Origin of the sequence: Adhaeribacter radiodurans (assembly GCF_014075995.1) — a bacterium.
In the GTDB taxonomy this organism is placed as follows: domain Bacteria; phylum Bacteroidota; class Bacteroidia; order Cytophagales; family Hymenobacteraceae; genus Adhaeribacter; species Adhaeribacter radiodurans.
Genome location: NZ_CP055153.1, coordinates 1,077,701 through 1,104,280, shown reverse-complemented (window position 1 = coordinate 1,104,280; position 26,580 = coordinate 1,077,701). Strand labels below are relative to the sequence as shown.

Here is a 26,580-nt window from a genome sequence, read left to right as displayed (position 1 = left end):
TCTAAATTAGATGCTTGCTTCAGGAAATGAAATGTATTTTTGTAAAATTTTAAATGCTATCAGTGAAAGATAGAAAACACCTGTTTTTCTAATATCCGAAATTCGAGTAGTCTGATATTTAAAATTCTACAAATTAAGAAATAAAAAAGGAGCCTAAAAGCTCCTTTTTACAAATACCTTTAATTATTAAAATTTATTGGAAGTAGTAGCTTTGCCTGCGATCTGGAAATTTGTGGCCTGTTTAATTGTTTTTTCCTTTCCTTCGGCATCCTGGTAAGTACGTTCTTCAATTTCAACGGAAAGAGTTTTCCCATTTAGCTCTTTTGTATCTACTTCTTCCTTTTCAATACCGGCTGCTTTCAGGAAGCTGGCTAAAATAGGCTGCCCGGGTTCGCTCAAATAAAATCGTTGGTTTACAAAACCTTCTTCGTTTTCTAGGCGGCAATTAATAAAAGGAACGTTTTTATTTTCGCTGGTACCTTCTTCCACTTCCGTTATAGTTACTACATGGCGGCCATCCGGCAGAAAAGGTTTTTCATTTACTTTTACTTTCATAGTTGTGTCGTTTTACTAAAAATATACGAAAAAGTAGATCTCAGGTTCTAAAATTACTATTTTAATTAGCAAAAAACCTAATTATTTTCAGCCTTTTACTAATTTTAATTTTATTATCAATCCTAAACTATTTAACGATGGTGATAGAGCAGATTAAAAAACTATTTGCTTTATAGCTGGCAGGCATTCTTTTGCTTCTTCGTGCAAGGTTTCTTTCCCGTTTACTTTTGGCGGAATGCTATGGACCGGAGTACTAGCAGGCGCTTAATAGCTAAGTTGGTGTCTGATTTTTTAGCTACTTGGTTCCAATCCTTTGATTACCAGAGTTTATCAATACGTTGCCCTTCTTCCCTTTTAGTAAAATCCTGACAAGTAACATATTCATCCAAGTTACTATAAAAGAAAAAGCATCCGGCGGGTGAACCTACCGGATGCTTTTTACTAGTTTCACTTTTCAGAAGATTACTTTAAAAACAAGCTCCTGGTGGAAGATTAAATTATAGAACAATTAACTTGGTGCTCACTTGTTTCGTTTTAGAAACTGCTACCAAAATATATTGTCCTTGTGTTAATGGATTAGCAAATGCTAAACGAGTGGATATAATACCGTTTTCATCTGTTATAACAGTTTGCGTTTGAATTAACTGTCCTTGTAAGTCACGCAATGTTAACGTTACTTGCTCCCCTGCTTCGAAGTTGCTTAAGTCCACCCCTACGCTCTCACCGGTACTTGGATTTGGATACAAGTTAACCGCAGGTGCCGGGCTGCTATTCAGAGTAGTACTTATTTCTGGTGAAGAAGCTACAGGTGCAGCAGGTGTCTCCATTGTTCCTGCTGGCAGTACTTCAATAGCTGACAGAGCTGGTAAGTTAAAAGCGCCACTGGTAAAATCAATGTTTAACACGCCATCGGTAACAGTTACCAAGAAGGTCTCCTGAATTGCTTTCCGCATGCCAGCGGCTTTAGCAAATATATCGTAGTTGGTCAGTTTACGACTGCCTTCAACATCTACGTTAAACTGACGCTTACCAGTTGCTCCGAAGTATACCTCAGCAAAGTGCAGTACTACATTAAAGTTGCCGTTTTGTACGGGAATGCTGTAGTTAAACGCCATTGAAGAACGGTACGTCTGATACAAGGCATCATCGGTAGTGTTCGCAATGGCTACCGTAACTGGCGCTCCTACCCGGTCTACGCCACCGTAATAGGCATCGGCAATAAAGGTCCGGTTGTTAGAAGCATTGAACGCTGGGCCACCTGCATTGATCCGGATTGCGGAAGCTGTAACATTGTTAACGGTTACCGTAATCTGTTCTTCATCGGTTAGTACAGGCGAGCCATTGTCTGCTACTGTTACCGTGAAAGTAAAGGTACCAGCTGCAGTAGGAGTCCAGGTAAAGACACCTGTTGAAGAATTAATAACTGCGCCAGCCGGAGCATTTACTAAAGAGTAGGCTTTTACCTGATTCACATCGGCATCAGTCGCGCTTGCAGTAAAGGTTAGGGCCTGGTTCACGTTAATTGTTTGGTTACCTACAAAAGCTAATACCGGAGCTTGATTTACCTGTACGTTGTTCGTTACCGTTACCGTAATTTGTTCTTCAGCAGATAAGGCCGGCGAACCATTATCAGTTACTTTTACGGTAAAGGTATAAGTACCAGTTGTAGTCGGAGTCCAGTTGAAGACACCAGTTGAAGGATTTATAGCCGCATCGCTTGGCGCATTTACTAAAGAATAAGCTTTTGTTTGGTTAGCATCGGCATCCGTGGCACTTGCCGTGAAAGTAAGTGCCTGACCAATAATTACGGATTGATTACCAATGTTAGCCAGTACCGGAGCCTGGTTTGCGCTGGTTGTTGTAGCTATTACTTCAATAGCGGCCAAGGCTGGTAAGTTAACAGCACCGCTCGTGAAATCAATGTTCAACACGCCATCCGTAACAGTTACCGGGAAGGTTTCCTGAATAGCAATACGCAATCCACCTGCTTTAACAAAGATATCGTAATTAGTCAGTTTACGGCTGCCTTCAATGTCTACGTTAAATTGCCGTTTATTGGCCGCGCTAAAGTACACTTCAGCAAAGTGCAGTACTACATTAAAGTTACCGTTTTGTACTGGTATGCTGTAGTTGAACGCCGTTGATGAACGATACGTCTGATACAGGGCATCATCAGTAGTGTTCGCAATAGCTGTTGTTATTGGCGCTCCTACCCGATCTACGCCACCGTAATAAGCATCGGCAATAAAGGTTCGGTTGTTAGAAGCGTTAAACACTGGGCCACCCGCATTGATCCGGACAGTAGATAATACGCAGTTTTGATCACGGTTTACAGTTACTTCCTGCGTTTTGCTGCAACCAGCGGCATCCTGCACTGTTATGGTATATACTCCAGGCGCTAAACCAGTAGCGGTTGCACCAGTTTGTACCGGCATTGTATTCCAGGTGATGGTGTAGTTTCCGGAGCCACCTGTAATATTACTTACTGTAGCCGAACTAGTAGTGGCATCGCAGCTAACCAGAGGAGCCGTTACAGTAAAGGCCATATTATTCTCCCGAACCGGAATAGTAAAGGTTTTAGAAGTTTCGCAGGCTCCCGCAGTATTTTCTTTCACAAAGAAAGTATAAACACCCGCGGCCAAGTTCTCGAACACCGGCGAAGTCTGGTACGTACCAGTAGCGCCTAGTTTGTACTGGAAGGCAGTAGCAGTAGTGTTAGAAACGCTCAAGGTAATAGAGCCATTTGCCAGGTTACACTGCGCTCCGGTAACTGCTTGCTGATTTAATACTAAGGTACTTTGGCCACCAGATACTGAGAATATTTCCAGACCCGCAATAGCTAGGCGGTTTGCAGTAGGATTAAATTTTAAATCCAGTTTACCATCGGTTAAGCTTACCGCAAAGTCTTTCACCATTGCTGCTTTATAACCTACTTCCCGGTAAATATCCAAATTAGACAAACGGGTTTCCCCTTCAATTCCAACACTGAATACCCGGCCACCCACTGAATTGAAGAAGTTCTCCACAAAGTGCATCCGAACCATGTAATTACCATTAGCCAATGGAATCTGATAACGGGTTTCCGCTAAATCTGCGCTGGACGATAAATATGTCTGATATAAAACATCGTCTTCGGTGCCGGCTATTGGTGTAGCAGCCGGTTTATCTAATTTGATGGATCCTTGACGGAAAGCCTTATCTGCTTCCCAAACCGTGCCGTTAATGGTTACACTAACATCAGCCGCACTCTTAATCCGTTTTACCATTTTAATTGCAGCACAGTTATTATCGGCAATTCCGTAAAGAGGTACCCGCAAAGGTGACAGAGCGTTATTGTAATAAACTAACAAGGCTGCATTTTTAATACCCTGGCTGCTAGGTTGGAAGGTTACATTTACTGTTGCCTTATTCTGCGCGGCAATAGTAGTGGCTGTTGGTGCAGTTACGCTAAATTCAGTACGGTTATCACCTACAATAGCTACACTTTTAATCACAACTGCCGGATCACTTCCATTGGCATAAGTTTGACCAAGGTTATTTAAAGTGAGTGTGCGGGTGATGGTAGTACCCACCTGGCCAGAACCAAAGTCCTGAGCGGATGGAGCAGCGGCTAATTCCGAATAATTTGCCGGACCATTTACTGGCTTGATGTTGGTCACGTAGTAAACATTATCCTGATAATCATAATTGGTTACGCCTGGATTACCTATATAATCGTGTCCAATGATGTAGGTATTCGGAATAACATTACCATTATTATCAATGGCTTTGTACACCCGGAAACCAATTCTACCTTCTGAATTACGGGCAAGTTCGGTATACTGCGCACTGGCTCTGAAACCAAAAGCACCTGTTGGAGAGAAGTTTCCTTCTGCCAATACTGTAGTTAAATTTTTGTAAGGTAGCAATGATTGTCCGTCAAGAGCACGATGCGTAAATATATTAGTGTTGGTAGTAGCACCTTGCAAGAACCATTGGAACGATTCTTTAGAAGCGCAACATCCGTGGTACGCTGCCATTTGAATTGCGTAAACAGGCTTAGCGGCATCGGCCCGAACAAAGAACTCAGAGAATATTTCGTCGGAATTTGCAATAACTTTAGTACCCTTATTACCATCAATGTGGGTAAAGCCTACTTTAGTTTTAAAGCCAAAAGCATCAATAATTTCCTGTAAATAGGGTTCGTTTACGCCTTCCCCTTTAATTTGCCATAAACCGTGCAGCACAATTTTCTTTTGAGGAGTAAGATCATCATTAGAAATAATCTTGAGGGTATCGTTCAGAACCTTCACGCGATCCGATTGGTTGCGGGCAATAAATTGGATGGTAGCACTAATCGAACTTCCCGGATTAACAATAATGGGCAGACTTGTGGCAGCATTGTAAGGTACACTTTCTATATTTACAATTTTCCAAGCCGCAGTATTCGAAAATTTCAAATCTCTAATAGTAAGGGCCCCATAACCACGGTTACTAATTTTAACCGTTACACTATCGTGATTCTGATTATAAGGAGTGTACGTACCATCCGCATTCTTACGAGCCCATGGAGTTTGTACCAGCGAGAAGGTAAGACGGTCATTGGCCGGGAATTTATCCAGGTTTTCTATTACCATATTCGCGTTACTTGGCGCAGGATTACCTACTTGTACTACTTCTAAATTAACTTTAATAGTAGCAGACGTATAACCATCAGCAGTAGCCGTAACAGTTGCTGTATACGTTCCGGCAGCCAAATTCGCATCCTGAATATTGAACGCTAAAGCTCCTAAAGTAGATTGTGGCATTTTTAACCACTGGCTGCTTCCTTCTGACTGAGTAAGCGTAACTACCGGAGTACCTGTAGTAGCCGATAGAGCTACGGTTTTAGCAGCCGTGGTGGTACCAGGAGTATAACCAAAGGCCAGAGACTCACTGGAGAATTTAAGTTCTTTCGCTACTACCGCATTAAGTGGCTTAATGTTGTACACGGCTACTACAATATCCTGGTAATCAAAACCGGAAACGTGTTCTTCGGTAGCAATAATGTAAGCGTTTTGCACCAGCGTTCCATCCGCGTTTTTCAATGGGTACACCCGTACGTGATGCGGAACCGCACCAGTAAAGTTATTTAATGCATCTTCGCTGTATAAATGACGGTTTTCGAAGTACGGCCAGCGCGAGTAGAAACCAAAGTTAGTAGCACCTGGATCAAACGACAAGCTACCGGAAGTTTGCACATCTACTGTCTGGTAATTGCTGTTGTCAACGGTAAACAATTCGTTTTTAGCATTAGCATCACCGGAAGTATACCACCCAAATGCAGTTACAATACCGGCACTATGTTGTGGGCCAAATACAGAAAGTGGTTGAATGGTTATTGGTCCATCTTCCGCCCTAATAAACTTTTGAGCAGCAATTTCTTCGCCTAATAATGCTGCCTTAAAGTTAGTGCTGTGAATAATGTTGGTAGATTTATTATCGTCTCCAACGTTCACTTTCACTCCGTGCACATCCAGTACTGTTTGTAAAGAAGGTTCGTTCGTACCAGACAATCCGCTGGTTCCTAAACCATTTAAGGCTACTTCTTTCACGGGGTTATTAGCACTAGTTACCACAATTTTCGCGGTTTTAACCCCAACAGAAGTAGGGTTAAATACTACCGTAAAAGTCATAGCGCTGTTTGGAGCAATAACTAAGGGGGCAGCAGTAGTGGGTGCAGGAGCACCTACTAATTGAAACTGCGTTTTATCCATTCCATCAAGGGCAATGCCAGTTACATTTAAGGTGCTATTACCGGTATTAGCAACAGTAACCGTATGGTTTTTACCGGCAGCTCCTCCTATAACATCATTATCCACTATCTCACTTGGGCTTACCGTAGTTATACCAGCTAAAGCTGATGGAGCAGTAGCTTTTAATAAAGTAATTTGAGAAGTTTTACCGGTAGAGTTATTCCAGTTATACTCAATTACATATAAGTTACCGGTTTGTACGTCTTCGGTTAAATCCAGTGGGTTTACAAATCCGCCTAAACCAGTGATACCATTCGTACCGGAACCAGTTCTATCATTTACAATATCATAGAGTTTATCATCGGCAGTAGCAGAATTCACGGCTGGATCTTTGACCATAGAACCTGGTTCGAGCACTATAATATCACTACCACCACTGAAGCGGCAAACCAGAATTCTTCCCTTCAAAGCACTATTAAAAGCATTGCTCTTGTATTCAATGGCTCCATTTGGTGATTTGTTCAACTCAAAGTTGTAAGCAGCTCCCCGGTAGTTTACATCCGGGATAACAGAAGAAGGGTATTTTGGATTATCTATATAACCACGGTGAGCAGCATATTCTCCCCGTAATGGATTGGGGTGACCAAAGAAACCTACTGGTTTGAGTGGGTTCACCCGGAACAACCAGTCTGGTTGTACTTGCACCCCGTTAGTAGCCGGAATTACCGGACCATCGTAGAAAGTACCGTTTGGCCGACGAGTACCTTTTACAGAAGCGGGTGAATTACCACCTGCTGCAGAACCGTTAGTAGGCACATACAATTGACCGTTACTATGCCACACTAAGTCGTAAGCATTACGAACCCCGGAAGCGTAGATGGTTAAAGGCGAATTAGTCGCGTATGGGTTATAAGTACCATCCGACATACGGATATTGTTAGCGGGTGCAGCATTAATTAAGCTTAAATTAGCGGTAGTTCTTACGTCTAAAGGCAACGTTACACTAGTAAGCTTCTGCATATCCAAGCGTAATACAGCACCAGCTAGCAAGCTCTCGTCCCGCTGCCAGGTTCCGTCGTAATTACCCATAGAACTGTTACTACCCTGGCAGAAATACAAGGCACCATCCGGGCCAAAGGCAATATTGTTAACTAAATGGTCTTTCTGCGAACGCGGTAATTTAGTAATTACTAACGCCTCGTTTCCTAAATCCGGTCCGGAAAGTTTAGAGATATTGCCATCAAACTCAGGAGCATTGGTTAAACCAGCGCTGCAATGCGATACCCAGGCAATTAAATTAGAAGCCGTAGAAGCCGGATCGAAAGTTAAGCCAACTGCCGAGCGAGCACCATGTTTCATTACTAAAGAGTTTATTTCATATACGTTCGACAACATACCGGTTTCCCGGTTTACATCGTAACGCTCAATTATACCGTCCAGGCGCAAAGCGTAGAATTTACCGTCCGGGCCAAAGGTTAAGCTGGTATATTTTTTACCAGTGGTACCGGGAATAGTTTGCTTGGCAAACTCGATGGCTGTTGTATTATTAGGAGCCGAAACAGCACCAGTAGTAAAAGTAGCCTGGTAAGGCATGAAAGAAGCCCCACTGTAGGATTTTACCCCATCGGTAATAACAAATTTATAAGTGGTATTCGGTTCTAAGGCATAAGACGGAGAGAAACTAATGGCATCGCCACCGCCGGTACCCTGAATAACGCCCTGAATCTCAGAAGCAGAACCACCTGTAACTTTTAATAATTTAACCGTAGTAGCATTTAAAGTAGCATTATTTACTCCACCTTTAAAGCCTGACACTTCCGGCACGTACAAATTGTTAGCCGCAATGCTGGCAGTATTTACACTTACATTAGTAGCACCATTAGCCGGGGTAGAGGAAATAACATATGGCTGGTTACTACCCTGAGGAACAACGGTTACCTGCACCAAAGTACTGGCACTGCTGTAACCTGCGGCAGAAGCCATTACAGTAGCAGTATAAGTACCTTGCGCCAGATTTTTAGCGGCCGTATAATCAAAAATAACGTTTGGCTCGCTGTTGGTATGAGTAGCATCAAAGCTTAACCAATTGCTGGCACCTTCGCTATAGGTAGCATTTAAAGCAACCGCTAAGTTTTCCTCAGTACCAGAATTATGTAAATCTAAAGAGAAAGTTTTATTGGTAGCAGTAGTTCCTTTTTCAATTACTAAACTATGGGAACTGGTTGACCACAGAAGGTAAGGTTTGGTATCAACCGGAGTAATAATAGCGGAGTTGATTTTAGTATTAGTACCTCCATCAGCGTTAATTGTTAAATAACCATCTGTTACAGTTACCCGAACTTTGTTTGACTTAAACCGGGTGGCACTACCGTTTGCACCACTAGGTACAAAACCACTGATAGCACTTACTCCTTCTACCTTCAGGCTATGACTCTCTGGGGTAGAACTAGATACAGCATCACCGGCACTAACGGTTACATCGTACTGGCCATTTGCTACTTTTATTTCCCAGTAACCTTCCACGGCAGTACCGGAAAACGTAGAACCAGTAATTTGATTGGCCTGCATGTGCATGATCGTTGCCAGCAACACATCAATATCCGGAGTGAGAGTAGAATTACGATTCCGGCCATTACCAGGAGTAGAGCCACCCACTGATAAATCTAAATTGGTGCCATCGCTGCGTTTTTTCCAGCCATACTCCAGGTTTTGCCCCTGATATTGTCCGGTTTTTAAACCGTATGCTTGACCATAGTCTCTTACCCAACCAGTTGGAGGTACAGTAGCCGGATCCTGAAAATTAACTTTTACCTCCTGGGCTACACCTGGAGGAGATACAGTTAAATTAATCCGGAGAGTAGCAGGTTCATAACCTTCCGCAGTAGCCGTAACAATAGCTTCGTAAAGCCCTGGAGCCATGGTTGAGCTGAAGTTGCTCGCGCCAAAGGAGATAGTTCCTAATTTAGCAGCAGGCAAAGTTAACCAGCTAGCCGAAGTTTGGCTAAACGTTACTACCGGTTGATCTTTGCTGGCAGAAAGAACTGTTGATTTAGTTTCAACGCTTCCGCCTTGTACGGCAGTAAAATCAAGAGCGCTTGGTAAAAAGGCTAATGTTTTATCATTTTTAACCTCTAATTGTTTTACACTAAAATCGTCGAAAGAATAATCAATAGCAGTAGTAGCCCGGCGGTGAGTAGCGAATATACCAGCATAAGACAGGGTTTTTTCGCCAACTTTCTTGCCGTTTACAAAGCTTGCCGGTAATGGCAAAGTACCTAAAGAAACTTCGGCACCTCCGTTAATGGAATAAATACCTTCTACAATACCATCAGCACCCGCGGTTGCTCCGCGTTTAACAATAAGTTTTAATTTTACTACACTTTTACTTAAGGCTAATGTAGCAGCAGTAGTTGCCTGATCGGTAGTTCCCGACAGGCCATTCACTTCCCGACGAAATTCGATATTGCTTCTAAGGTTAGCAGCCGAAACTACATCAACTTTAACAAAATTATCTTCATCTAAACCAAACCATAAACCTGCTTGCTCGGATTTGTTTGTACCGGCATTTGGTTGTAAAATAGTTGTTTCAATTACAACATCCTGATTGGCAGCTTCTACACCTACTCCTAAAGCATTTAATTGAGAGTTGGTAGCAGTAGTAGTGGTAGAAGTACTGCCATTACGCAAGTAAGCAATACCCGGGGTAGTAGTAATAGTAAGTTTACCTGAGCCCGAAGGATCCAGAGTTAATTTACCGGGCTCATAACCAGGAACAGAAGAGTAAGTAGGTGTTCCATCGCTGGCTAAACGGGCAGATGGAGCATCCACCATGGTAAAGCCTATTTTGGCTCCATTTTTATCAGCTAAACCACCTTCGCTGCTATCGAAAATTAACATGTAAGGTAAGGAAACTCCAAGCTCAGCACATGGCAAAGTACTCACCGGAGAACAGGCAACTACCGGAGCAGTTGGCTCAACATTTACGGTGAAGGAAGCACTAATAGAAGCCTGAGAGTTATCTGTTGCAGTAACCCGAACCAAAGACATGCTGGCCGTTACCGGCGCAGTTCCACTAAAAGTCTGGGAAGCGGCATCAAACTTTAGCCAGGCAGGTAAAGCTTTTCCATCGGACAAAGTAGCCGAATAAGTTAACACATCCCCTACATCCGGATCGGAGAAAGAACCGGTTTTGAAGGAAAAGGCCTGACCACCGCTCAGCGTTTGTGCTTCCGGAGAAGAAATAATAACCGGAGGGGTGTTAGCAGCGATTACATTTATTTCGCTGATGATGTTAGTTGCCAATCCTACTGTAAAATTTCTAGCCAGATGGAAGGCGTTAGATTGCCAACTTATTAGCAATCCAGCTACTATTACTACTAACCAAAATCGAGAGAGATATCGATTTGAGTTTTGAATAAAGGAGTATCCCTTTTTCATACTTAGTTTTTAAATCTTGTTAAGTAATTGTTTATGTAAATTTTTGAGCTTTAAATTGTAGCTAATTAATAAATTAGCGACAATAAGATTTAATTAGTTGGTTAAGGCAGATAGAAGGTTTTGACTAATTTTTTGAATATGAGAGAATATTCAAAAGAATGGTTCAACTGATTAGTAGCATTTTCCCATGTAATTTGTATAATAATTTTTAAGATTTTAGTATTCAAGATAAAAGTTGCTTGTACTAGCTAATTAGTTTAATAATATTTAATCAGAATAATTTTATAAGGGTTTAACAAGAATGATGCACAAATTGCAAATCTTGAATATATTTTTAATTTATTTTTATATATAGATGCTAATATATTGAAAACAAATATATTATAATTAAAATAAACTAATATTACTATTAAATAATTCAACCAAAATGAGGAATAATTAAAATATTTGCGGTGAAAAAGACATTTTTAAGTCGGGATGTTAATAGAATATAATGTGACTCTGTTATTAAGGGAAGGTGCGACGAAGTAATAATTATTTTAATATTTAATAAAAAAAGGACAAAGCACAGTATAAGTACGACTAAATGAGTAAACTACGTTATACTTAATTTTTAAACTAAACTTTCTCCCGCTTGAGTTATCTTCAATATACATTAATAAAAGTACCTAATTTAGTAAATCCAATAGCTATATAGTCTTAATACTTCTTAGATTATCAAATAAATCAGCAGGAAGCAGAAAGTACTCTTTCAAAAATAAAACCCACTTTTACTGGATGCAAAATTGAAAAATAGGTATTTTACTCCTTGGCGTTCTTTTAATAAATCTTGTATTGGAAAGAGCCATATAATACTACTCCTTGAAAAACGCCATTAGTTTATGCAGCCAATTTCTTTAACGGTAATTCTTTCTTTAAAAATGATTAAATTAACTGGATACGAATGCTTTTTTAAGCAACTCGCCTAATGACTAAATAATTTATCATGAGAATTTTATTATTGTTCGTTGGTTGTTGGCTACTAAGCAGCTTTCATGTGCTAGGACAAAATTCTAAATACACGAAGATTAAAGCGGAGGAAAATTTTGAAAAAAATATACCGAATAATCAAAAATACCAATATCCAGCATTTAAAAACGGAACGATAGCTTATAACAACGGTACCGTGGCAGCAGGTAAATTCAATTATAATTTCCTCCTGGATGAAATTCACTTTATTAATCCGCAAGGCGATACCCTTTCTTTAGCGGATGAATACTTATTAAAAATGATTGTTATTCAGCCGGACACCTTTTATTATCAATCCAAAATAGGGTATTTGCAAATTGTAGATTACTTTAAACCTATAAACCTGGCGGTAAAACAAGGCATAAAAGTACTGCGAAACGAAAAGCAATCCGGTTACGATCAGAGTTCCGCAGTTTCGGCTATTCGGCAATACAGTTATTATACCGATTTGAATGGACAGATTAGAAAGTTAGAACCAAAGGGTAACATACTTTTAGTAAAAGAAAACAGTTTCTTTCTTATCGATAAAAACAGTCGTGTTCTTCCGGTTACTAAAGTTAACCTATTATCTTTTTATAATTCATTCAGGAATAAAATAACAGCCTTCATGAAAGCCAATAAAATTAATCTTAATCAAGAAAAAGATCTCCTTAAGTTATTGGAATACTGCCGAGGTTTAGCAGCCTAGCTTATTTGCCGGTTCGGTTTCCTACTTCTTTATTTATTATTACTTTCTTTAACTGCTTTTTAAACCTTTATCAGGTAACCTGAACTGTAATGCTTTATTATACCCTGCCGCCCTCTCCGGAGTTATCACCCTACGTTCGTTTTTTTTGGGTATTGGAGAGTGAAGCTTCCGTGAACCAGCCTTATGTTCACCGGTCTATGGCAGATGGCTGCGCCGAACTTATATTTCATTACCGTGGCCAGTTTACAGAATTAGTAGGCGCTGATAAAACGGAAAAATCTTTTATGGCCGGCCTCCATGGTCCAGCACAAACGTTTCGGCGTTTTGCTATTCAGCAGAGTTTTGGCATTTTCGGGGTTTATCTTTATCCTTTTGCTTTAACGCAGTTTTTTTCCATTCCGGCGGTGGAAGTTCGTAATCAAATGCCTCATTTAAGCAGTTTATTAGGTCGGGAAGGAAGCAATTTAGAAGATAAAATAATGACCGCACCCGATAATAGTACTCGATGGCAGCTACTTTCTCAATTTTTGCTAAAAAAGTTAATTAATAATCGTTTCAAGCAGCCTCCACCTGTTTTTGCAACTATTCAATCCATTATTCAGAATAAAGGCATCTTGTCCGTAAATCAACTAGCCGAACAAACTTGTCTTTCTACCCGGCAATTCGAACGGGCTTTTAAAAGTTACTCGGGCTTTAGCCCCAAATTATTCTCCCGGATTATCCGTTTTCAGGCGGCCTTAAACGAATACGGTAATCAACAAAAATCTTTAACTGAAATTAGTTATACCTGTGGGTATTACGATCAATCGCACTTTATTCACGATTTTAAAGAGTTTTCGGGGCATCATCCCCGGGTATATTTTTCGGGTAAATCTTTAGAAAGTGCTTATCGGGATTGCTGAAAAATGTCGGATTTTTCCAATTCTTACCTTAAGCGCTGTTGTACCTTCCGCAAAACTAAATGTAACCAACATGAATATTCCAAACGGACACCAGTCAGTAATGCCTTATTTAATGTTAAATGGGGCGGCCAGCTTTATCAACTTTGTGCAACAAGTGTTTGATGCAAAACTTACAATGGAACGAAAACGGAACGACCATCAAATTAGGCACGCCGAGGTACAAATAAACACCTCTACGATTATGTTTTGCGATGCTACCGAAGAATGGAAAGCACAAAATGCCAACTTATTTGTGTACGTACCTAACGCCGATGAAACGTATGAAAAAGCCATAAACGCCGGTGCCGAAACGATTATGCCTTTATCTGACCAGGATTATGGCCGGACCTGCGGAATAACTGATCCTACTGGTAATGTTTGGTGGATTACGTCTATCCATTAAGTTTACTTACTATCTATAATTAAAATAGTAATTTTTGATGCGGGCGGCTGAGCAATATTAAATCTGCCCGCACCAAAAACCCCTAAAAATCGAAAAGACTACGAATGTCCGAAAACACCCATAGTCTCTCTCGGGAATATTTTTATAAAACGAGATTTAACGTCTAAAGCCTTTCAGCCTTCCGCTATTCGTTAAACAAATTCACTCTAAAATCTTACTATTTTTATTCGTTTAACTAAAATCCGTTCAAAAAGTTTTAACTTAAAATACTTCTTTCATTGCTAACGTACTTTTACCCGTTAGTATTTTAACAATCTTACATTAGAGGATATTAACTACTGTTCTTTACACTTAATTAGAGTAAACAGAGTATGTTTTTAGTACTTATTTCTTTAACCTGAACTTTACTAATATAGTTATTTCTAATAAAATAACCAAAGCTTTATTTAATTTTACCTGCCTTTATCTGTTTCTTACCCAAAAGTTTTTCCGGCATTTACTAAATTAATGTAGATACATGCCGAATTATTTATCAATTTTGCAGCTTGTATACCTTATAGGTAATTAAGAATTAAAACAGCATGCATTTAAGCGAACAAGAAATCCGGCGGCGTCACGAACGCGAAGAGCTAGAAAAAATGGGCATTAGCCCCTACCCTTCTGAGCTATTTGAGGTAAATGCCTGGGCAAAAGAAATAAAAGAAAATTATAATCCGGTACAAAACAATTACCAACAAGTATCCTTGGCTGGTCGCCTGATGAGCCGCCGCATAATGGGTAAAGCTTCCTTTGCCGAACTCATGGACTCCACGGGCCGCATTCAGATCTACGTGTCGCGTGATGATATTGCGCCCGGCGAGAATAAGGATTTGTACAATACCGTATTCAAAAAAATGCTGGATATCGGCGACTTTATCGGCATAAAAGGCTACGTTTTCATTACGCAGGTGGGCGAAATTTCGGTGCACGTAACCGAGCTAAAACTGCTAAGCAAATCCTTAAAGCCCTTACCAATTGTAAAAGAAGTATTGGATGACCAGGGCAATAAAATAACGTACGATGCCTTTACCGATCCTGAACTGCGCTACCGCCAGCGATACGTAGACCTGGTGGTAAATCCGGAGGTGCGTAATACTTTTATTAAACGGACTCAGCTTACTAATTCCATGCGTAGTTATTTGAATAGCCGCGGTTACCTGGAAGTAGAAACTCCTATTCTCCAACCTTTGTACGGTGGAGCAGCCGCGCGGCCGTTTAAAACGCACCACAATACCCTGGACATGACTTTGTACCTGCGGATAGCCAACGAATTGTATTTAAAGCGGCTAATTGTGGGGGGCTTTGATGGGGTTTACGAATTCTCGAAAGATTTCCGGAACGAGGGCATGAGCCGGTTCCATAATCCGGAATTTACCCAGATGGAGTTGTACGTAGCTTACAAAGATTACTACTGGATGATGGATTTAGTAGAGGAAATGGTTGAGAAGATTGCGCTCGATTTGCATGGTACTACTCAAATTAAAGTAGGTGAACATATTATTGATTTTAAACGTCCTTGGCAGCGTTTTTCTATGTTCGAAGCCATTGAACATTTTACTAAAATTGATATTTCCGAGATGGAGGAGGCGCAACTACGCGCAACGGCAGCAAGTTTAAATATTCACTTAAATCCGAATTTAGGAAAAGGTAAAATTATTGATGAGATATTCGGCGAAATGTGCGAGCCTTATCTTATTCAACCTACTTTTATTACCGATTATCCCGTAGAAATGTCGCCGCTGGCGAAAAAACACCGCAGCAAACCTGGTTTAGTAGAACGGTTCGAAGCTATTTGCAACGGTAAAGAAATTTGTAATGCTTTCTCCGAACTAAACGACCCTATTGATCAACGGGCTCGTTTTGAAGAGCAATTAGAACTTGGAAAACGTGGCGACACCGAAGCAATGGTTTTAGACGAAGACTTTCTACGAGCTTTGGAATACGGTATGCCCCCAACCGCTGGTCTAGGAATTGGTATCGACCGGTTAAGCATGATCATGACCAATTCTAAATCTATTCAGGATGTATTGTTCTTCCCGCAAATGAAACCGGAAAAGACAGAAGATCAGGTTGAGGAATAAAAAGATGCTTATTTAGCTTTATTTCTGATTAAAGCTAAATAAGCATCTTTTTATTTTTTGGATAAACCGCAGGAAATAGAAAACCCTAAAAATCAAAAGGCCTTCCTTTTTCAAGGGAAGGCCTTTTTTGTTGATTAAATAATTTCTTTAGAGTTACTATTATGATAAAAACGTTTTAAGTATTCTTCTTTAGCGATTTACTTACATCATAAAACTTACATCCTATTTCTATATCAAATTTGCTAAGAAGTCATCAATTTTACTTCACTCCTTACTATTTAATCAACCTTTCTTTTTTATACGGAAAATAAAACCCCAGGGTTTCATTTTTTAAGAATGTCCTTGCTCACCAGCGGCAGAACCTCCGGCACCTTCTGCTCCGGCACCTGCATCCGCTGTTCCAGCACCACCAGCTCTTTTGCCAGCACCACCAGAAGTTGCGCCAGTGGCTGAACCACCTGTTGCAGAATTACCAGCATCATCGCCACCTTTACCGCCTAACCCAATAGCACCTAAAATAGCATTAGTATCAACTTTTGACAGGCTATCCTGGAAAGTTTTCTCCAGATCTTTGCTTAGTTTACCGGCGTAGTTTTTCAGATTTTCTCTGGATACTGTACCGCTATCCGGAGCCATAAGTAAACCAGCTACTATACCTGCACTTGCCCCTGCTAATAAGGCAAGGATAATTTTACCGCTATTGTCTTTCATAGTGTTGTTAGTTTTTAATTTTTTAGATTTCAATTTCATTATAATAGTTAATTACCATTACTTAATGGAGTACTAACGATAATGCGTACATAATGTTTTATTAATCTAAAGGCAAGCATTTTGTAAATGCTTATTATTTTAGACTATTTAGTAAATTAAATTTCTTCAATTATCCGGCGAAGCTCTTTTTTGCCTTGGCCTAATTTAAATTCTAAATTACCTAAAAATTTATCTTCTTCCCCTTCTACGTACGTTAAATCTTCATCCGTTAAATCGCCATATTTGGTTTTTAACCTACCTTTAACCTCGTCCCAGGTACCCTGCATTTTTAAGCTGCTACCCGTGTTGGTAACCTTTGAGCCTTCTAACTTACGCATTAAATTACGTACCGCATCATCTAACTGATCGCCGTAATCCAAAGCTTTGTTTTTTAAGGCACTTATAGTATCTCTGCCTGGCTCAGGCGCCATTAATAAGCCCGCAATAATGCCAGCACTAAGTCCGGCTACTGCCGCTAATATTACTTTTCCGCTTTTGTCTTTTACTTTCAACATCATAGTTTTTGCAATTTTTAGGTTTAAATTTTAGAAAAGAATCAAAAATTACCATTAAAGAATATTAGTTGATATAACCACTATTCGGCAATTTACTAATTGCACTCTCTATACGCTACAATGCTTTAATAGTTAAGAAACACCAATATAAGTGCGCAAATAGAATCAAGTTTTATATAGTAATAGTGGCCATAAACCTATAAGCTTAAATAACTGCTCCCCTTAACTTGATACGCTGCCGTTCTTCTTACTTAACTTTTAACAATTTGAAGTGAAAGCCCTGCTGCCAATAATAATAAGACAACTAAACTTAATGCTCCCGCTATTGCTAAGAAAAGCAACATAAGTTACGTATCGCAGGGCAGCCAAAAATCTGTTTATACATTCTTCTTTATGGAATAATCCTTGAATAGCAAAAATTAAGAAATATATTAGTTCTAACTTATGCGTTTTATCTTAGTACTATACTAAAATCAATGCAATAAAAATAATTGTACCTTAATGCCTATTTGAAAGTATACCCCTTATCTTTCCGCTTATTAAATACTATAAAATGGAGCAAAAATATTTTAAGCAGACCAAACCTTTCCGGGTACCGACTATTGATAACAAATTAATTGAGGAACATTTTGGTCTCGCTTCTACCCGAACCGGTAATTTTAGTATTGCGCACATGGTTGCCCCGCCTCATTGGAGCGAACCGCACCAAAAACCAGAATTTGATGAAATTACCATTGTTATCCGTGGACGTAAACAAATTGAAGTAGATGGCGACATTATTGAACTAGCTGCCGGAGAAACGCTCCTGGTAAAAGCAGGCGCCCGGGTAAAATATTCTAATCCATTTGACGAAGAAACGGAATATTGGTCGGTATGCGTGCCCGCTTTTGATATTAGTACGGTACACCGCGAAGGAGAATAAATTGTCCTTTATTTGGTGCAAGTAAGTAAAACAAAAAAGCAGCGATGAATAATTATTTATCCCTGCTTTTTTGTTTTACTAAACTAAGCTAAACTTATTTACTCATCTGAGTCACTATATCTTCTGAAATACCTACACTGGAGAAACCTCCATCGTGCAATAGATTTTGCATGGTAACCAACCGGGTCAGATCCGAGAATAAAGTAATGCAATAATTAGCGCAATCTTCGGCGCTGGCATTCCCCAACGGCGACATTTTATCTGCGTAGTCAAAGAAAGCATCAAACCCTCCTACCCCGGTTCCTGCCGTAGTTTTTGTTGGCGATTGCGAAATCGTATTTACCCGTACTTTTTTTAATTTACCAAAACGCTGACCATAAGAGCGGGCAATGGATTCCAACATGGCTTTAGCCTGAGCCATATCACTATAATCTGGGAAACTTCGTTGGGCGGCAATGTACGAAAGCGCCAGAATAGAACCCCACTCGTTCATGGCATCTTGCTTCTCGGCTACCTGCATTACTTTATGAAAAGACAAAGCGGAAATATCTAACGTCTTTAGAAACCATTCGTAATTTAAGTCACCGTAGGTTTTACCTTTCCGCACATTAGGGCTCATGCCAATGGAATGCAACACAAAGTCAATTTTACCACCCAGAATTTCCTGAGCCTGGGTAAATAAATTTTGCAAATCTTCTACGGAGGTAGCATCAGCCGGAATTACCTGGGCACCACACTCTTCAGCTAATTTGTTTATTTCACCCATACGCATAGCTAATGGGGCGTTGGTTAATACAAATTGCGCTCCTTCTTCGTGGGCACGTTGCGCCACTTTCCAGGCAATAGATTTATCGTTGAGGGCACCGAATATAATTCCTTTTTTACCTTGCAGCAGGTTGTAGGCCATAGTTCTATCTTTTTAAGTTCTATTTATTAATTACTCCCACGAGTACACTATGCAATATTACCAAATCTAAAGCAACCAGTAACTACAATAATTATTTTTTAAGTAATCAGGGTAGTTATAATTTACCACTACGTTACAGAAGTAACCGTTAAAAAAGCAAAAACTTAATAAACTGATTGGCGGATAATTAATGATAACTACTTAACCTGTAATTTTTAACCAGCCATCTGTAACCTATAATGCTAATAACTCACGGGCACTCTGGAAGGCGTGGTTACTCGGATTAGCCCCGGCAATCATGGTAGCAATTTCTTTTACCCTTTCTTCCTCGCTTAATTTCCGAATACGGCTAATGGTTCGATCCGCACGATCTTCTTTGAACACAAAATAATGCGCATCGCCTTGCGCTGCCATTTGCGGTAAATGCGAAATAGCAATTAATTGGTGCTTTTTAGCCATCTGCTGCATCATTTTACCCACTTTTACGGCAATCTCCCCGGAAATACCGGTGTCTATCTCGTCAAAAATAATGGTGGGTAAGGCGGTTTTATCGGCTAGTAAATATTTTACGCAGAGCATTAAGCGCGAGAACTCACCGCCGGAAGCAGCTTTGCTTAAAGTTTGCGGAGCCGAGCCTTTATTGGCACTAAATAAAATACTGATAACATCTATTCCGGTAGCGGTAGGTGAACCCGTTACGTGCTGAAACACAATGCGGGCATTAGGCATACCTAACTCAGCCAATAAAGCGTGTATTTCGTCCTGAAATTTACTAAAAACCGTTTGCCGCGAATCGGAAAGCTGACCTGCCAGTTCTGCTACTAGTTCGTAGGCGTTATCCATTTGCTTTTTAGTACGGCTAATAGATTCGTCTAAATTTAACACGCTACTTACTTTTTGCTGCAGTTCTGCTTGTAGTTGCAACAATTCGGCATTATCACGGGCCTGGTGTTTGCGTTGCAGGTTATAAATAAGCGTTAATCGTTCCTGGGTTTGTTCTGCCTTTTCCGGATCCGCTTCGGTTTTTCTTTCTGCTGTTTCAACTTCGGCGGCAATATCATTTATTTCAATCAGGCAAGAATCTATTCGTTCTTTTAATTCCTGAAAATGATCGCCGTAAGGAGTTACTTGATTTAACAAATAAGCGGCATCCTTCAACGAAACCGCCACATTATACTCTGATTCCGACAAATACTGTAAAGCCTGGCTTAACTTTAACTTAATCTCTTCGGCGTGCTCCAGTTGCTTTAATAGCGTTTCGAGTTCTTCCTGTTCGTCCTCTACCAATTTGGCTTCTTCCAGTTCATTCAGCAGAAAAGTATTATAATCTAATTCTTTCTGGGCCTGGGCTAGTTGCGATTCCAGTTTTTTATAATCACTTTCCAGTTTTTTGTACTGGCGATAAGTGTTTTGATATTGTTCTTTTACTGCATTATTACCCGCGTAAAGATCCACTATATTCAATTGAAAAGCAGTATCGCCTAACATAAGCGTATCGTGCTGCGAATGAATATCCATTAGGTTGGCACCAATAGTACGTAGCGCATCCAAGGTTACCGGAGTATCGTTGATAAAAGCCCTTGATTTACCAGTAGGAGTAATTTCGCGCCGCAGAATACATTGGGAATCGTAGTCTATATCTTCATTGGTAAATAATTCTTCCAGCTGATACGATGAAATATCAAAAATGCCTTCTACTACGCACTTTTCTTCGTTATTGAAAAGTACTTTGGTATCGGCCCGGTTACCTAAGAGCAAACCAATAGCGCCGAGCATAATAGATTTACCAGCCCCGGTTTCGCCGGTTATTATATTCAGCAACGGTGAAGGTTGTAGCTCTAATTGCTCAATTAAAGCGTAATTTTTTATTCGTAAATTAACCAGCATTCCTTAGTATAATGTTTCTTGGTCGTATACCACCTCCCTTACGTCGTTCGGCAAAATACGATGTAAATTAAAGCGGGCATCTTTCAGTAACAATTCCGAAGCAGATAAATCCTCGATAGAACCAGTAAGAACGCGGTTGCCCGCTAAAATTACCTGTACCTTTCGCCCCAGCAATTCATTTGTTTTACTTAACATTTCTTTCTGACTAATTCGGAATTGCCGTTTACCCACGCTTTGTAAAGTTAAGAGTTAAGAGTTTTAAGTTAACCCTCATCAAATTTCCGCATAAATATTTACTAATGAAAATAGAATATCAGGGGCGTTCTGAAATACAGGCTTAAATTTTCCTTTTACGTGCTTATACAAACAATTTGGTAGTAAAAGTATAGTAGGCCAAGTTCAATCTAAGTTATAGTTAAAACGGCAAGCCATTTAGCTTGTAAGATAACTCATAACTCTAAACCTATAACTTTTAACTTACCTGCCTATCGCTGCAGTAGAACCTGGTATTTAGTGATGTTAGTAGGATCCAGCTCCGATAATATACTATAAACCGTTTGTTTATCGGCGGGTGCACCTCCTTTAAAGACGGATACAATTTCGTCGGATTTAGCGTCGAAAAACGACCGGATGATAGCGGTACCAGGCCGGCGCTGCGCCACCTGCTGAATACTTCTGATAGCTTTCAGTATATTCGTGCGGGCATCAGCGGGTTTCGAAATAAAAATATCCATTCCTTGCCGAAAGTAGTTGTATACAGCCGTCCGGAAAGGTTCTATCTGGGGATCTTGTAAATTGGTCAGCAGCCAGTAGCGGTTACGGGTATCTTCAAAGGCTTTCCAACCCGGTGCATTTAGATTTTGAGCGGCCACATTGTTCAGCACATTCGTAGCCCGATCATACATAGCCGAACCTCCTAGCCGGGAAAAACTATCGTTATCTAAACCAATTATTAAATAGGAATAAAAAGTAAGCAACGAAGCAAGCTGGGAAGTATACGAATTTTCGGAGAATTGCAAGGGTTGAGCATCGTTGTACTCAAAAGCCCAGTCTTTATCAAAGAAAGAAAGTACTGTGGTTTCGTAACCGGTACCATAAACCGGCCTGGCCGAAAGCACCTGAACGGTAGCGGTATAGTTACCAATGGTAGGAACGCTGGTAATGGTAATTAGCATCCGGGCCTGAATGCGTTCTTCCTGTTTATACGCAGTAGATGTCCAGCGCTGATTATTAATAAAATTAAAAATATCACGCTGCATATCCCGGAAAACACGTTTATCGGTTACCGTTACCTGATCGTCGTTAATGATTACTTCGCATTGTAATTCCTGCGCCGTAACACTACTGTAAGCTAAAAAGAAGCTTATAACAAGAGTAAATACGTATTTAAGCATGTATTCTTTGACTAATAAATCGTACAATATCGCGGGCTACCTCGTTTTTAGGCTTTAACTCAAATTTAGTAATTTTATCTTTCTCAATTATCGAAATCTTATTGGTATCGTGGCGAAAGCCTGCGCCTGAATCGTTCAGCGAATTCAAAATAATTAAGTCAAAATTTTTCATTACTAACTTGGCCTGGGCATTCTCCAATTCCTTATCTGTTTCTAAGGCAAAACCAATTGAAAACTGGGTGGGCTTTTTAGTTTGGCCCAAGGTAGCTGCTATATCAACGTTTTTTATTAGTTCAATTGTTAAAGTACCGTCGCTTTTTTTTATTTTATTAGGAGATACCTCTTTGGGGCGATAATCGGCTACGGCCGCCGCAAATATCCAAATAGTTGCCTGTTCGGCTAATTGCCGGCATTGCTGGTACATTTGCTCAGCAGAAACTACCGGAAAAGTTTTAATTAAAGGATGTTGCGCCCGTAGGGCAGTTGGACCAGAAACCAGGTAAACGGTTGAGCCTTCTTCCGCTAAGCATTCGGCTAAAGCATACCCCATTTTACCCGTAGAGTGATTACTGATATAACGAACCGGATCGAGGGCTTCCTGAGTAGGACCGGCCGTAAGCAGAACTGTTTTTCCTTTAAGCAATGGCACTAACCTCAAAATGTTTTTGAAGAACTGCAAGTATTTCTTCCGGCTCCGCCAAACGTCCCTGCCCTTCTAATCCACTGGCTAATTCGCCATAACCGGCTTCAATTATGGTATTGCCGTAAGAGCGTAACTTCGTAAAATTTCCTTGTACCGCCGGGTGCGCATACATTTCTAAATCCATAGCCGGAGCCCAAAATACGGGGCAACGCGCCGACAGATAAGTTGCCGTAAGTAAATTATCACACAACCCGTTGGCTGCTTTGGCAATGGTATTGGCACTAGCCGGAGCTACCAGCAAAGCATCGGCCCATAAACCCAACGCAACGTGGTTAGTCCATTGCCCACTGGTTGCGTCTTTTATAAACTCGGTAAGCACGGGGCGTTTAGAGAGAGTAGCCAAGGTTAAAGGGGTAATAAAAGCAGAAGCAGAAGCCGTAAGTATTATTTGTACTTCCACTTCTGCTTTTACCAGTAAACGCGTGAGTAGCGCCGCTTTATAAGCTGCAATACTACCACAAACGCCTATTATTATTTTTTTATGCCGCAGCATGCAGCCACTTATAAACCAGAGGTTTCTTCTTCTATATCCGGGCGACGGAAAAACACTTTACCTTCCAGGAATTCTTCAATGGCCAGGTTAGTTGGTTTTGGCATGCGCTCGTAATACTTAGAAATTTCTATTTGCTCGCGGTTTTCGAAAATTTCCTCCAGGTTGTCTACCGTGGTCGCAAATTCGGCTAGTTTAGAATTTAATTCTTCTTTGATTTTAACCGAAATCTGATTCGCTCTTTTTGAAATAATAGCTACAGATTCGTAAACATTGCCCGTATCCTGAGCAAAATCGGCCATGTTACGGGTAATAATAGATGCAGGTACTGCCATATTGTTAATTTAAAAGTTAAATGGTTAGAAGGTCGAAAAGTTGGAGTTTACTAGTTAAATAAAACGTTTCACCCAATTTGTACTCATATAATTTACGGTACTGTATCAACCTTATTCTTATTTGTTTATAGATATTATTACTCTAGATTACTTTAACTGATTATTATAATTAGCAAAAGTAAAACGTACTACTTATAACCTAAAACCCAATTGCTACTTACTAGCTGTATTCGCTTCTTTATTAGCGGGTTCTTTCAGTTTCTCGAGTTGTTTTAAGCTTTTATCGTAAAAGTTTTCGGCGTCTTTCAGGTATTTACTTTTTGGAAATTTATCTACTAAATCCTGATAATACGCTACCGTTTCAAAATAACGTTCGCGCTGTTTTTCTGTTACGCTGCGCTCCGCCAGATTGTATTGAGCTTCCAATTTCAGGTACAAAGCCTCTTCGTTATAATTTGAAGAAGGAAAATTACGCTGAAAATTATTGAATGCAGTAACGGCTGCCTGGTAATACCGCATAGAAGCATAAATCCGGGCACTTTCAAAAGCTTTGCGTTCTACCTTCGCCGATAATTCCTGATACATTTTATCCGCTTCTTCTTTCATTTTACTAGCCGGATAACGGTTCAAAAAATCCTGAATAGCTTCGATGGCCGTATAGGTGCTGGTCTGGTCGAGATTAAAAGTAGGAGAATCGCGGTATAACGATTTAGCGTGCATAAAAAGTGCTTCTTCGGCATACTCACTGCGTGGGTACGTATCGTAAAAAGATTTAAAATGAAACGCACTCAGCGGGTAAGAACGTTGGTAGAATTGCGTATAAGCAAAATAAAACTGCGCCTTTTCCGCTTCTGGTCTACCTTTTAACACAGGAATCAATTCTTCGAGCAAAGTACTAGCCCGGTAGTAATCCTGCTTTTCGTAATATTTTAAAGCAGCTTCGTATTTTTTTTCGGCGCTGGTACTTTTCAGGATTTTATTATAATCGCTGCAGGCACTTAATACCAACGTAAAAAAAGCAAATAAAACTGCTATGTAAGAGCTTCTGGTCATGGATTGGCAAAATTAGAAAAAATACTTTCTATATGCAAACAGTTTACGTTCAAGGCAAAGCCTTACCCGTTTGCGTTAGTTTACTGTACGTTTGGCTTTTTGTTCTTTTTAAACAGCGATTTCTTACGGGTTGGTTCCGTTTTTTGAACAGATGCTTTTTCCGGCTTAGGAGTTGCCTGTTTAGGTGTTCTTTTGGTTAAAACTATTTCTTTGGTGGGCTGCTCTTCTATGCGCCAGCTAAAACCTTTCAGGCGTTTATCAGGCTCTTTTAGTTCGTGGGGCGGTATAAAACTAGCCTCCGGATTAGTAAGTAAAGATACCGTGTTTACTTTTCCTTCTCTAAATCGTAAAATTAAATCGCTGGAAATGCTGCGGTTCATGCCTGTAACAGCCGTATCTCCTTCCAAAGCAAAGTAAATACTCTCGCCGTTCCCATTTACGTTTACTTTAGCCAATTGCCCTTCTTTAAAAAAAGCTTCCATGTTCCGGCCCTTTACCTGATTGAAGTTTTGGAGGGTATCTTCGGATATAATAAACGAGTTATTATACAGATACATGTGGTCTAAAGCTTTGTTGCGGATAAACATTTCCATACTATCGGCCACTAACTGACTTTTTTCACTCCACACAATCGGGTTCCGGTCCAGGTACATAATAGAGTCGTTCACGCTATACGTAAGTGAATCACATTTTCCCTGCAGGTCCGACTTATAGATCCGCACATCGTAAAAAGCATAAATGAAATCTTTCAGCTTCGGATCTTTTTGCTTCGCTACCTTATCGTGGTTAATAGCAATTAATGTATCGCTGGAAACATACAAAGTATCTTCCGAAACCAACGACCGCATTACCGGACTCCCGTATACTTTGGTTTTGCCAATTGTTTTCCAGCTTTGCAAAACCTGGCCTGTGATAATGGTTTTATTATCCGGATCTTTCGAAGTTAATTTAACCTTGCCGCTGGCGTATAAATATTGTGCCGCCCGATCATACACCGAATAATCGGCATCAACGAGGTAATCTGGGGTTTCTACCCGCGAGCCCCGAAAGACGGATTCTTTGGTAACCGTATTGTACGTGCCGCCTTTGGCCGTTAACAAGCCATCTTCGTTTTTAATTTGAGTAGGCGCCACAAAAAATACCAGCTTACTTTGGGTATTATACTGCAGGGTATCGGAAGTTATATCCGCATCCGGGCTAATTAAGTGCACATTTCCTTTAAAAGCCAATAATTTAGTAATGGTATTATAATAGCCCAACTGACTGGTAAGAGTATTACTTTCTTCTAAAATGGTTCCGCCTTCGGTGTAGCGCGAGGTTTTTGCCACCATGTCGTAAAACAACGAGGGAGTGGTTAAGGTCATTTTATCGTCGCGCAGGTTTACATTACCTTTAAAAGTGGCATTTCGTTTATTGCCATCATACACGGCCGTGTTACTGGTTATAACTAAAGTTCCTTGGGTTACCCGAACGTTGCTAAAAACTTCTACGGTATTGGTTTCGCGGTATAAGTGGGCCGAATCGCAGTATAAATCCGTTTCTTTTTGCTTTAAATGTACATTCTGAATTAACCGGTTAAACCGAACCCCGTTTTTAACTCCTCCTTGTAAAGAACCGGCACCCACTAACTGAATTTGTTCCTGCTGCGCGTACACGGACAAGGAACTTAATAAAAGAAAGATAAGAGAATAAAATATCTTTGTGTGTTTCATCCAAAATAATAATTGCCGCAAAATTAATAAAATTACTTTTAGTCTC

Annotated in this window: 18 protein-coding genes; 5 read left to right on the top strand and 13 right to left on the bottom strand. The window is 40.3% G+C overall.

The features are described 5' to 3' along the window. Positions 1–186: 186 nt before the first annotated feature. Together HUW48_RS04905 and HUW48_RS04900 are read right to left on the bottom strand one after the other, a co-directional pair. On the bottom strand, positions 187–555 hold the full coding sequence (locus HUW48_RS04905) for a hypothetical protein (RefSeq protein WP_182414610.1): 369 nt from the start codon (positions 553–555) through the stop codon (positions 187–189). Between the two features lie 497 nt (positions 556–1,052). Beyond that, complete coding sequence (locus HUW48_RS04900) at positions 1,053–10,706, bottom strand: malectin domain-containing carbohydrate-binding protein (protein ID WP_182414609.1); 9,654 nt, start codon at positions 10,704–10,706, stop codon at positions 1,053–1,055. 985 nt (positions 10,707–11,691) lie between these two features. Here HUW48_RS04900 and HUW48_RS04895 point away from each other — a divergent pair. The 4 genes from HUW48_RS04895 to lysS all read left to right on the top strand — a co-directional run bounded on the left by HUW48_RS04895 (position 11,692) and on the right by lysS (position 15,866). Continuing rightward, the gene (locus HUW48_RS04895; protein WP_182414608.1) at positions 11,692–12,402 is read left to right on the top strand and encodes a hypothetical protein; all 711 of its coding nucleotides are present in this window, start codon (positions 11,692–11,694) and stop codon (positions 12,400–12,402) included. A gap of 89 nt (positions 12,403–12,491) precedes the next feature. Then, positions 12,492–13,304: a helix-turn-helix transcriptional regulator gene (locus tag HUW48_RS04890; protein WP_182414607.1), complete on the top strand. Its 813-nt coding sequence runs from the start codon at positions 12,492–12,494 to the stop codon at positions 13,302–13,304. A 70-nt stretch (positions 13,305–13,374) separates the two neighbouring features. After that, positions 13,375–13,746 carry a VOC family protein gene (locus HUW48_RS04885; RefSeq protein ID WP_182414606.1) on the top strand — a complete coding sequence of 124 codons (372 nt, stop codon included), beginning with the start codon at positions 13,375–13,377 and terminating at the stop codon, positions 13,744–13,746. 581 nt (positions 13,747–14,327) lie between these two features. Continuing rightward, entirely contained in the window at positions 14,328–15,866 is a 1,539-nt protein-coding gene (gene lysS / locus HUW48_RS04880; protein ID WP_182414605.1) for a lysine--tRNA ligase, read from the top strand. A 330-nt stretch (positions 15,867–16,196) separates the two neighbouring features. Here the strand turns inward: lysS and HUW48_RS04875 are convergent, their stop codons facing one another. Next, on the bottom strand, positions 16,197–16,577 hold the full coding sequence (locus tag HUW48_RS04875; RefSeq protein WP_182414604.1) for a YtxH domain-containing protein: 381 nt from the start codon (positions 16,575–16,577) through the stop codon (positions 16,197–16,199). A gap of 155 nt (positions 16,578–16,732) precedes the next feature. Further along, positions 16,733–17,134 carry a CsbD family protein gene (locus HUW48_RS27440; RefSeq protein WP_317173759.1) on the bottom strand — a complete coding sequence of 134 codons (402 nt, stop codon included), beginning with the start codon at positions 17,132–17,134 and terminating at the stop codon, positions 16,733–16,735. 550 nt (positions 17,135–17,684) lie between these two features. Between HUW48_RS27440 and HUW48_RS04865 the strand changes: the two genes are divergently transcribed. Then, on the top strand, positions 17,685–18,053 hold the full coding sequence (locus HUW48_RS04865; RefSeq protein WP_182414603.1) for a cupin domain-containing protein: 369 nt from the start codon (positions 17,685–17,687) through the stop codon (positions 18,051–18,053). A gap of 94 nt (positions 18,054–18,147) precedes the next feature. Here the strand turns inward: HUW48_RS04865 and HUW48_RS04860 are convergent, their stop codons facing one another. The 9 genes from HUW48_RS04860 to HUW48_RS04820 form a co-directional block, all read right to left on the bottom strand. Continuing rightward, positions 18,148–18,960, bottom strand: coding sequence for an enoyl-ACP reductase FabI (locus tag HUW48_RS04860; RefSeq protein ID WP_182414602.1), 813 nt, complete (start codon positions 18,958–18,960; stop codon positions 18,148–18,150). 234 nt (positions 18,961–19,194) lie between these two features. Beyond that, positions 19,195–20,847, bottom strand: a complete 1,653-nt coding sequence (gene recN, locus HUW48_RS04855) for a DNA repair protein RecN (RefSeq protein WP_182414601.1) — start codon at positions 20,845–20,847, stop codon at positions 19,195–19,197. Positions 20,848–20,850: 3 nt separating this feature from the next. Further along, on the bottom strand, positions 20,851–21,078 hold the full coding sequence (locus tag HUW48_RS04850) for a hypothetical protein (protein ID WP_182414600.1): 228 nt from the start codon (positions 21,076–21,078) through the stop codon (positions 20,851–20,853). Between the two features lie 254 nt (positions 21,079–21,332). Next, a complete protein-coding gene (gene porD / locus HUW48_RS04845; protein ID WP_182414599.1) occupies positions 21,333–22,241 on the bottom strand; it encodes a type IX secretion system protein PorD in 909 nt (302 codons plus the stop codon). Continuing rightward, positions 22,234–22,890, bottom strand: a complete 657-nt coding sequence (locus tag HUW48_RS27435; protein WP_182414598.1) for a phosphopantothenoylcysteine decarboxylase domain-containing protein — start codon at positions 22,888–22,890, stop codon at positions 22,234–22,236. The genes porD and HUW48_RS27435 overlap by 8 nt, the downstream gene beginning before the upstream one ends. Next, on the bottom strand, positions 22,877–23,437 hold the full coding sequence (locus HUW48_RS27430; RefSeq protein WP_182414597.1) for a flavoprotein: 561 nt from the start codon (positions 23,435–23,437) through the stop codon (positions 22,877–22,879). Before HUW48_RS27430 ends, HUW48_RS27435 begins: the two co-directional genes overlap by 14 nt. Before the next feature lie 8 nt (positions 23,438–23,445). Beyond that, positions 23,446–23,769: a DNA-directed RNA polymerase subunit omega gene (locus HUW48_RS04830; RefSeq protein WP_182414596.1), complete on the bottom strand. Its 324-nt coding sequence runs from the start codon at positions 23,767–23,769 to the stop codon at positions 23,446–23,448. Positions 23,770–23,982: 213 nt separating this feature from the next. After that, positions 23,983–24,822: an outer membrane protein assembly factor BamD gene (locus HUW48_RS04825; protein WP_182414595.1), complete on the bottom strand. Its 840-nt coding sequence runs from the start codon at positions 24,820–24,822 to the stop codon at positions 23,983–23,985. Positions 24,823–24,902: 80 nt separating this feature from the next. Then, positions 24,903–26,534: an OstA-like protein gene (locus HUW48_RS04820; RefSeq protein ID WP_182414594.1), complete on the bottom strand. Its 1,632-nt coding sequence runs from the start codon at positions 26,532–26,534 to the stop codon at positions 24,903–24,905. Between the last annotated feature and the right edge of the window lie 46 nt (positions 26,535–26,580).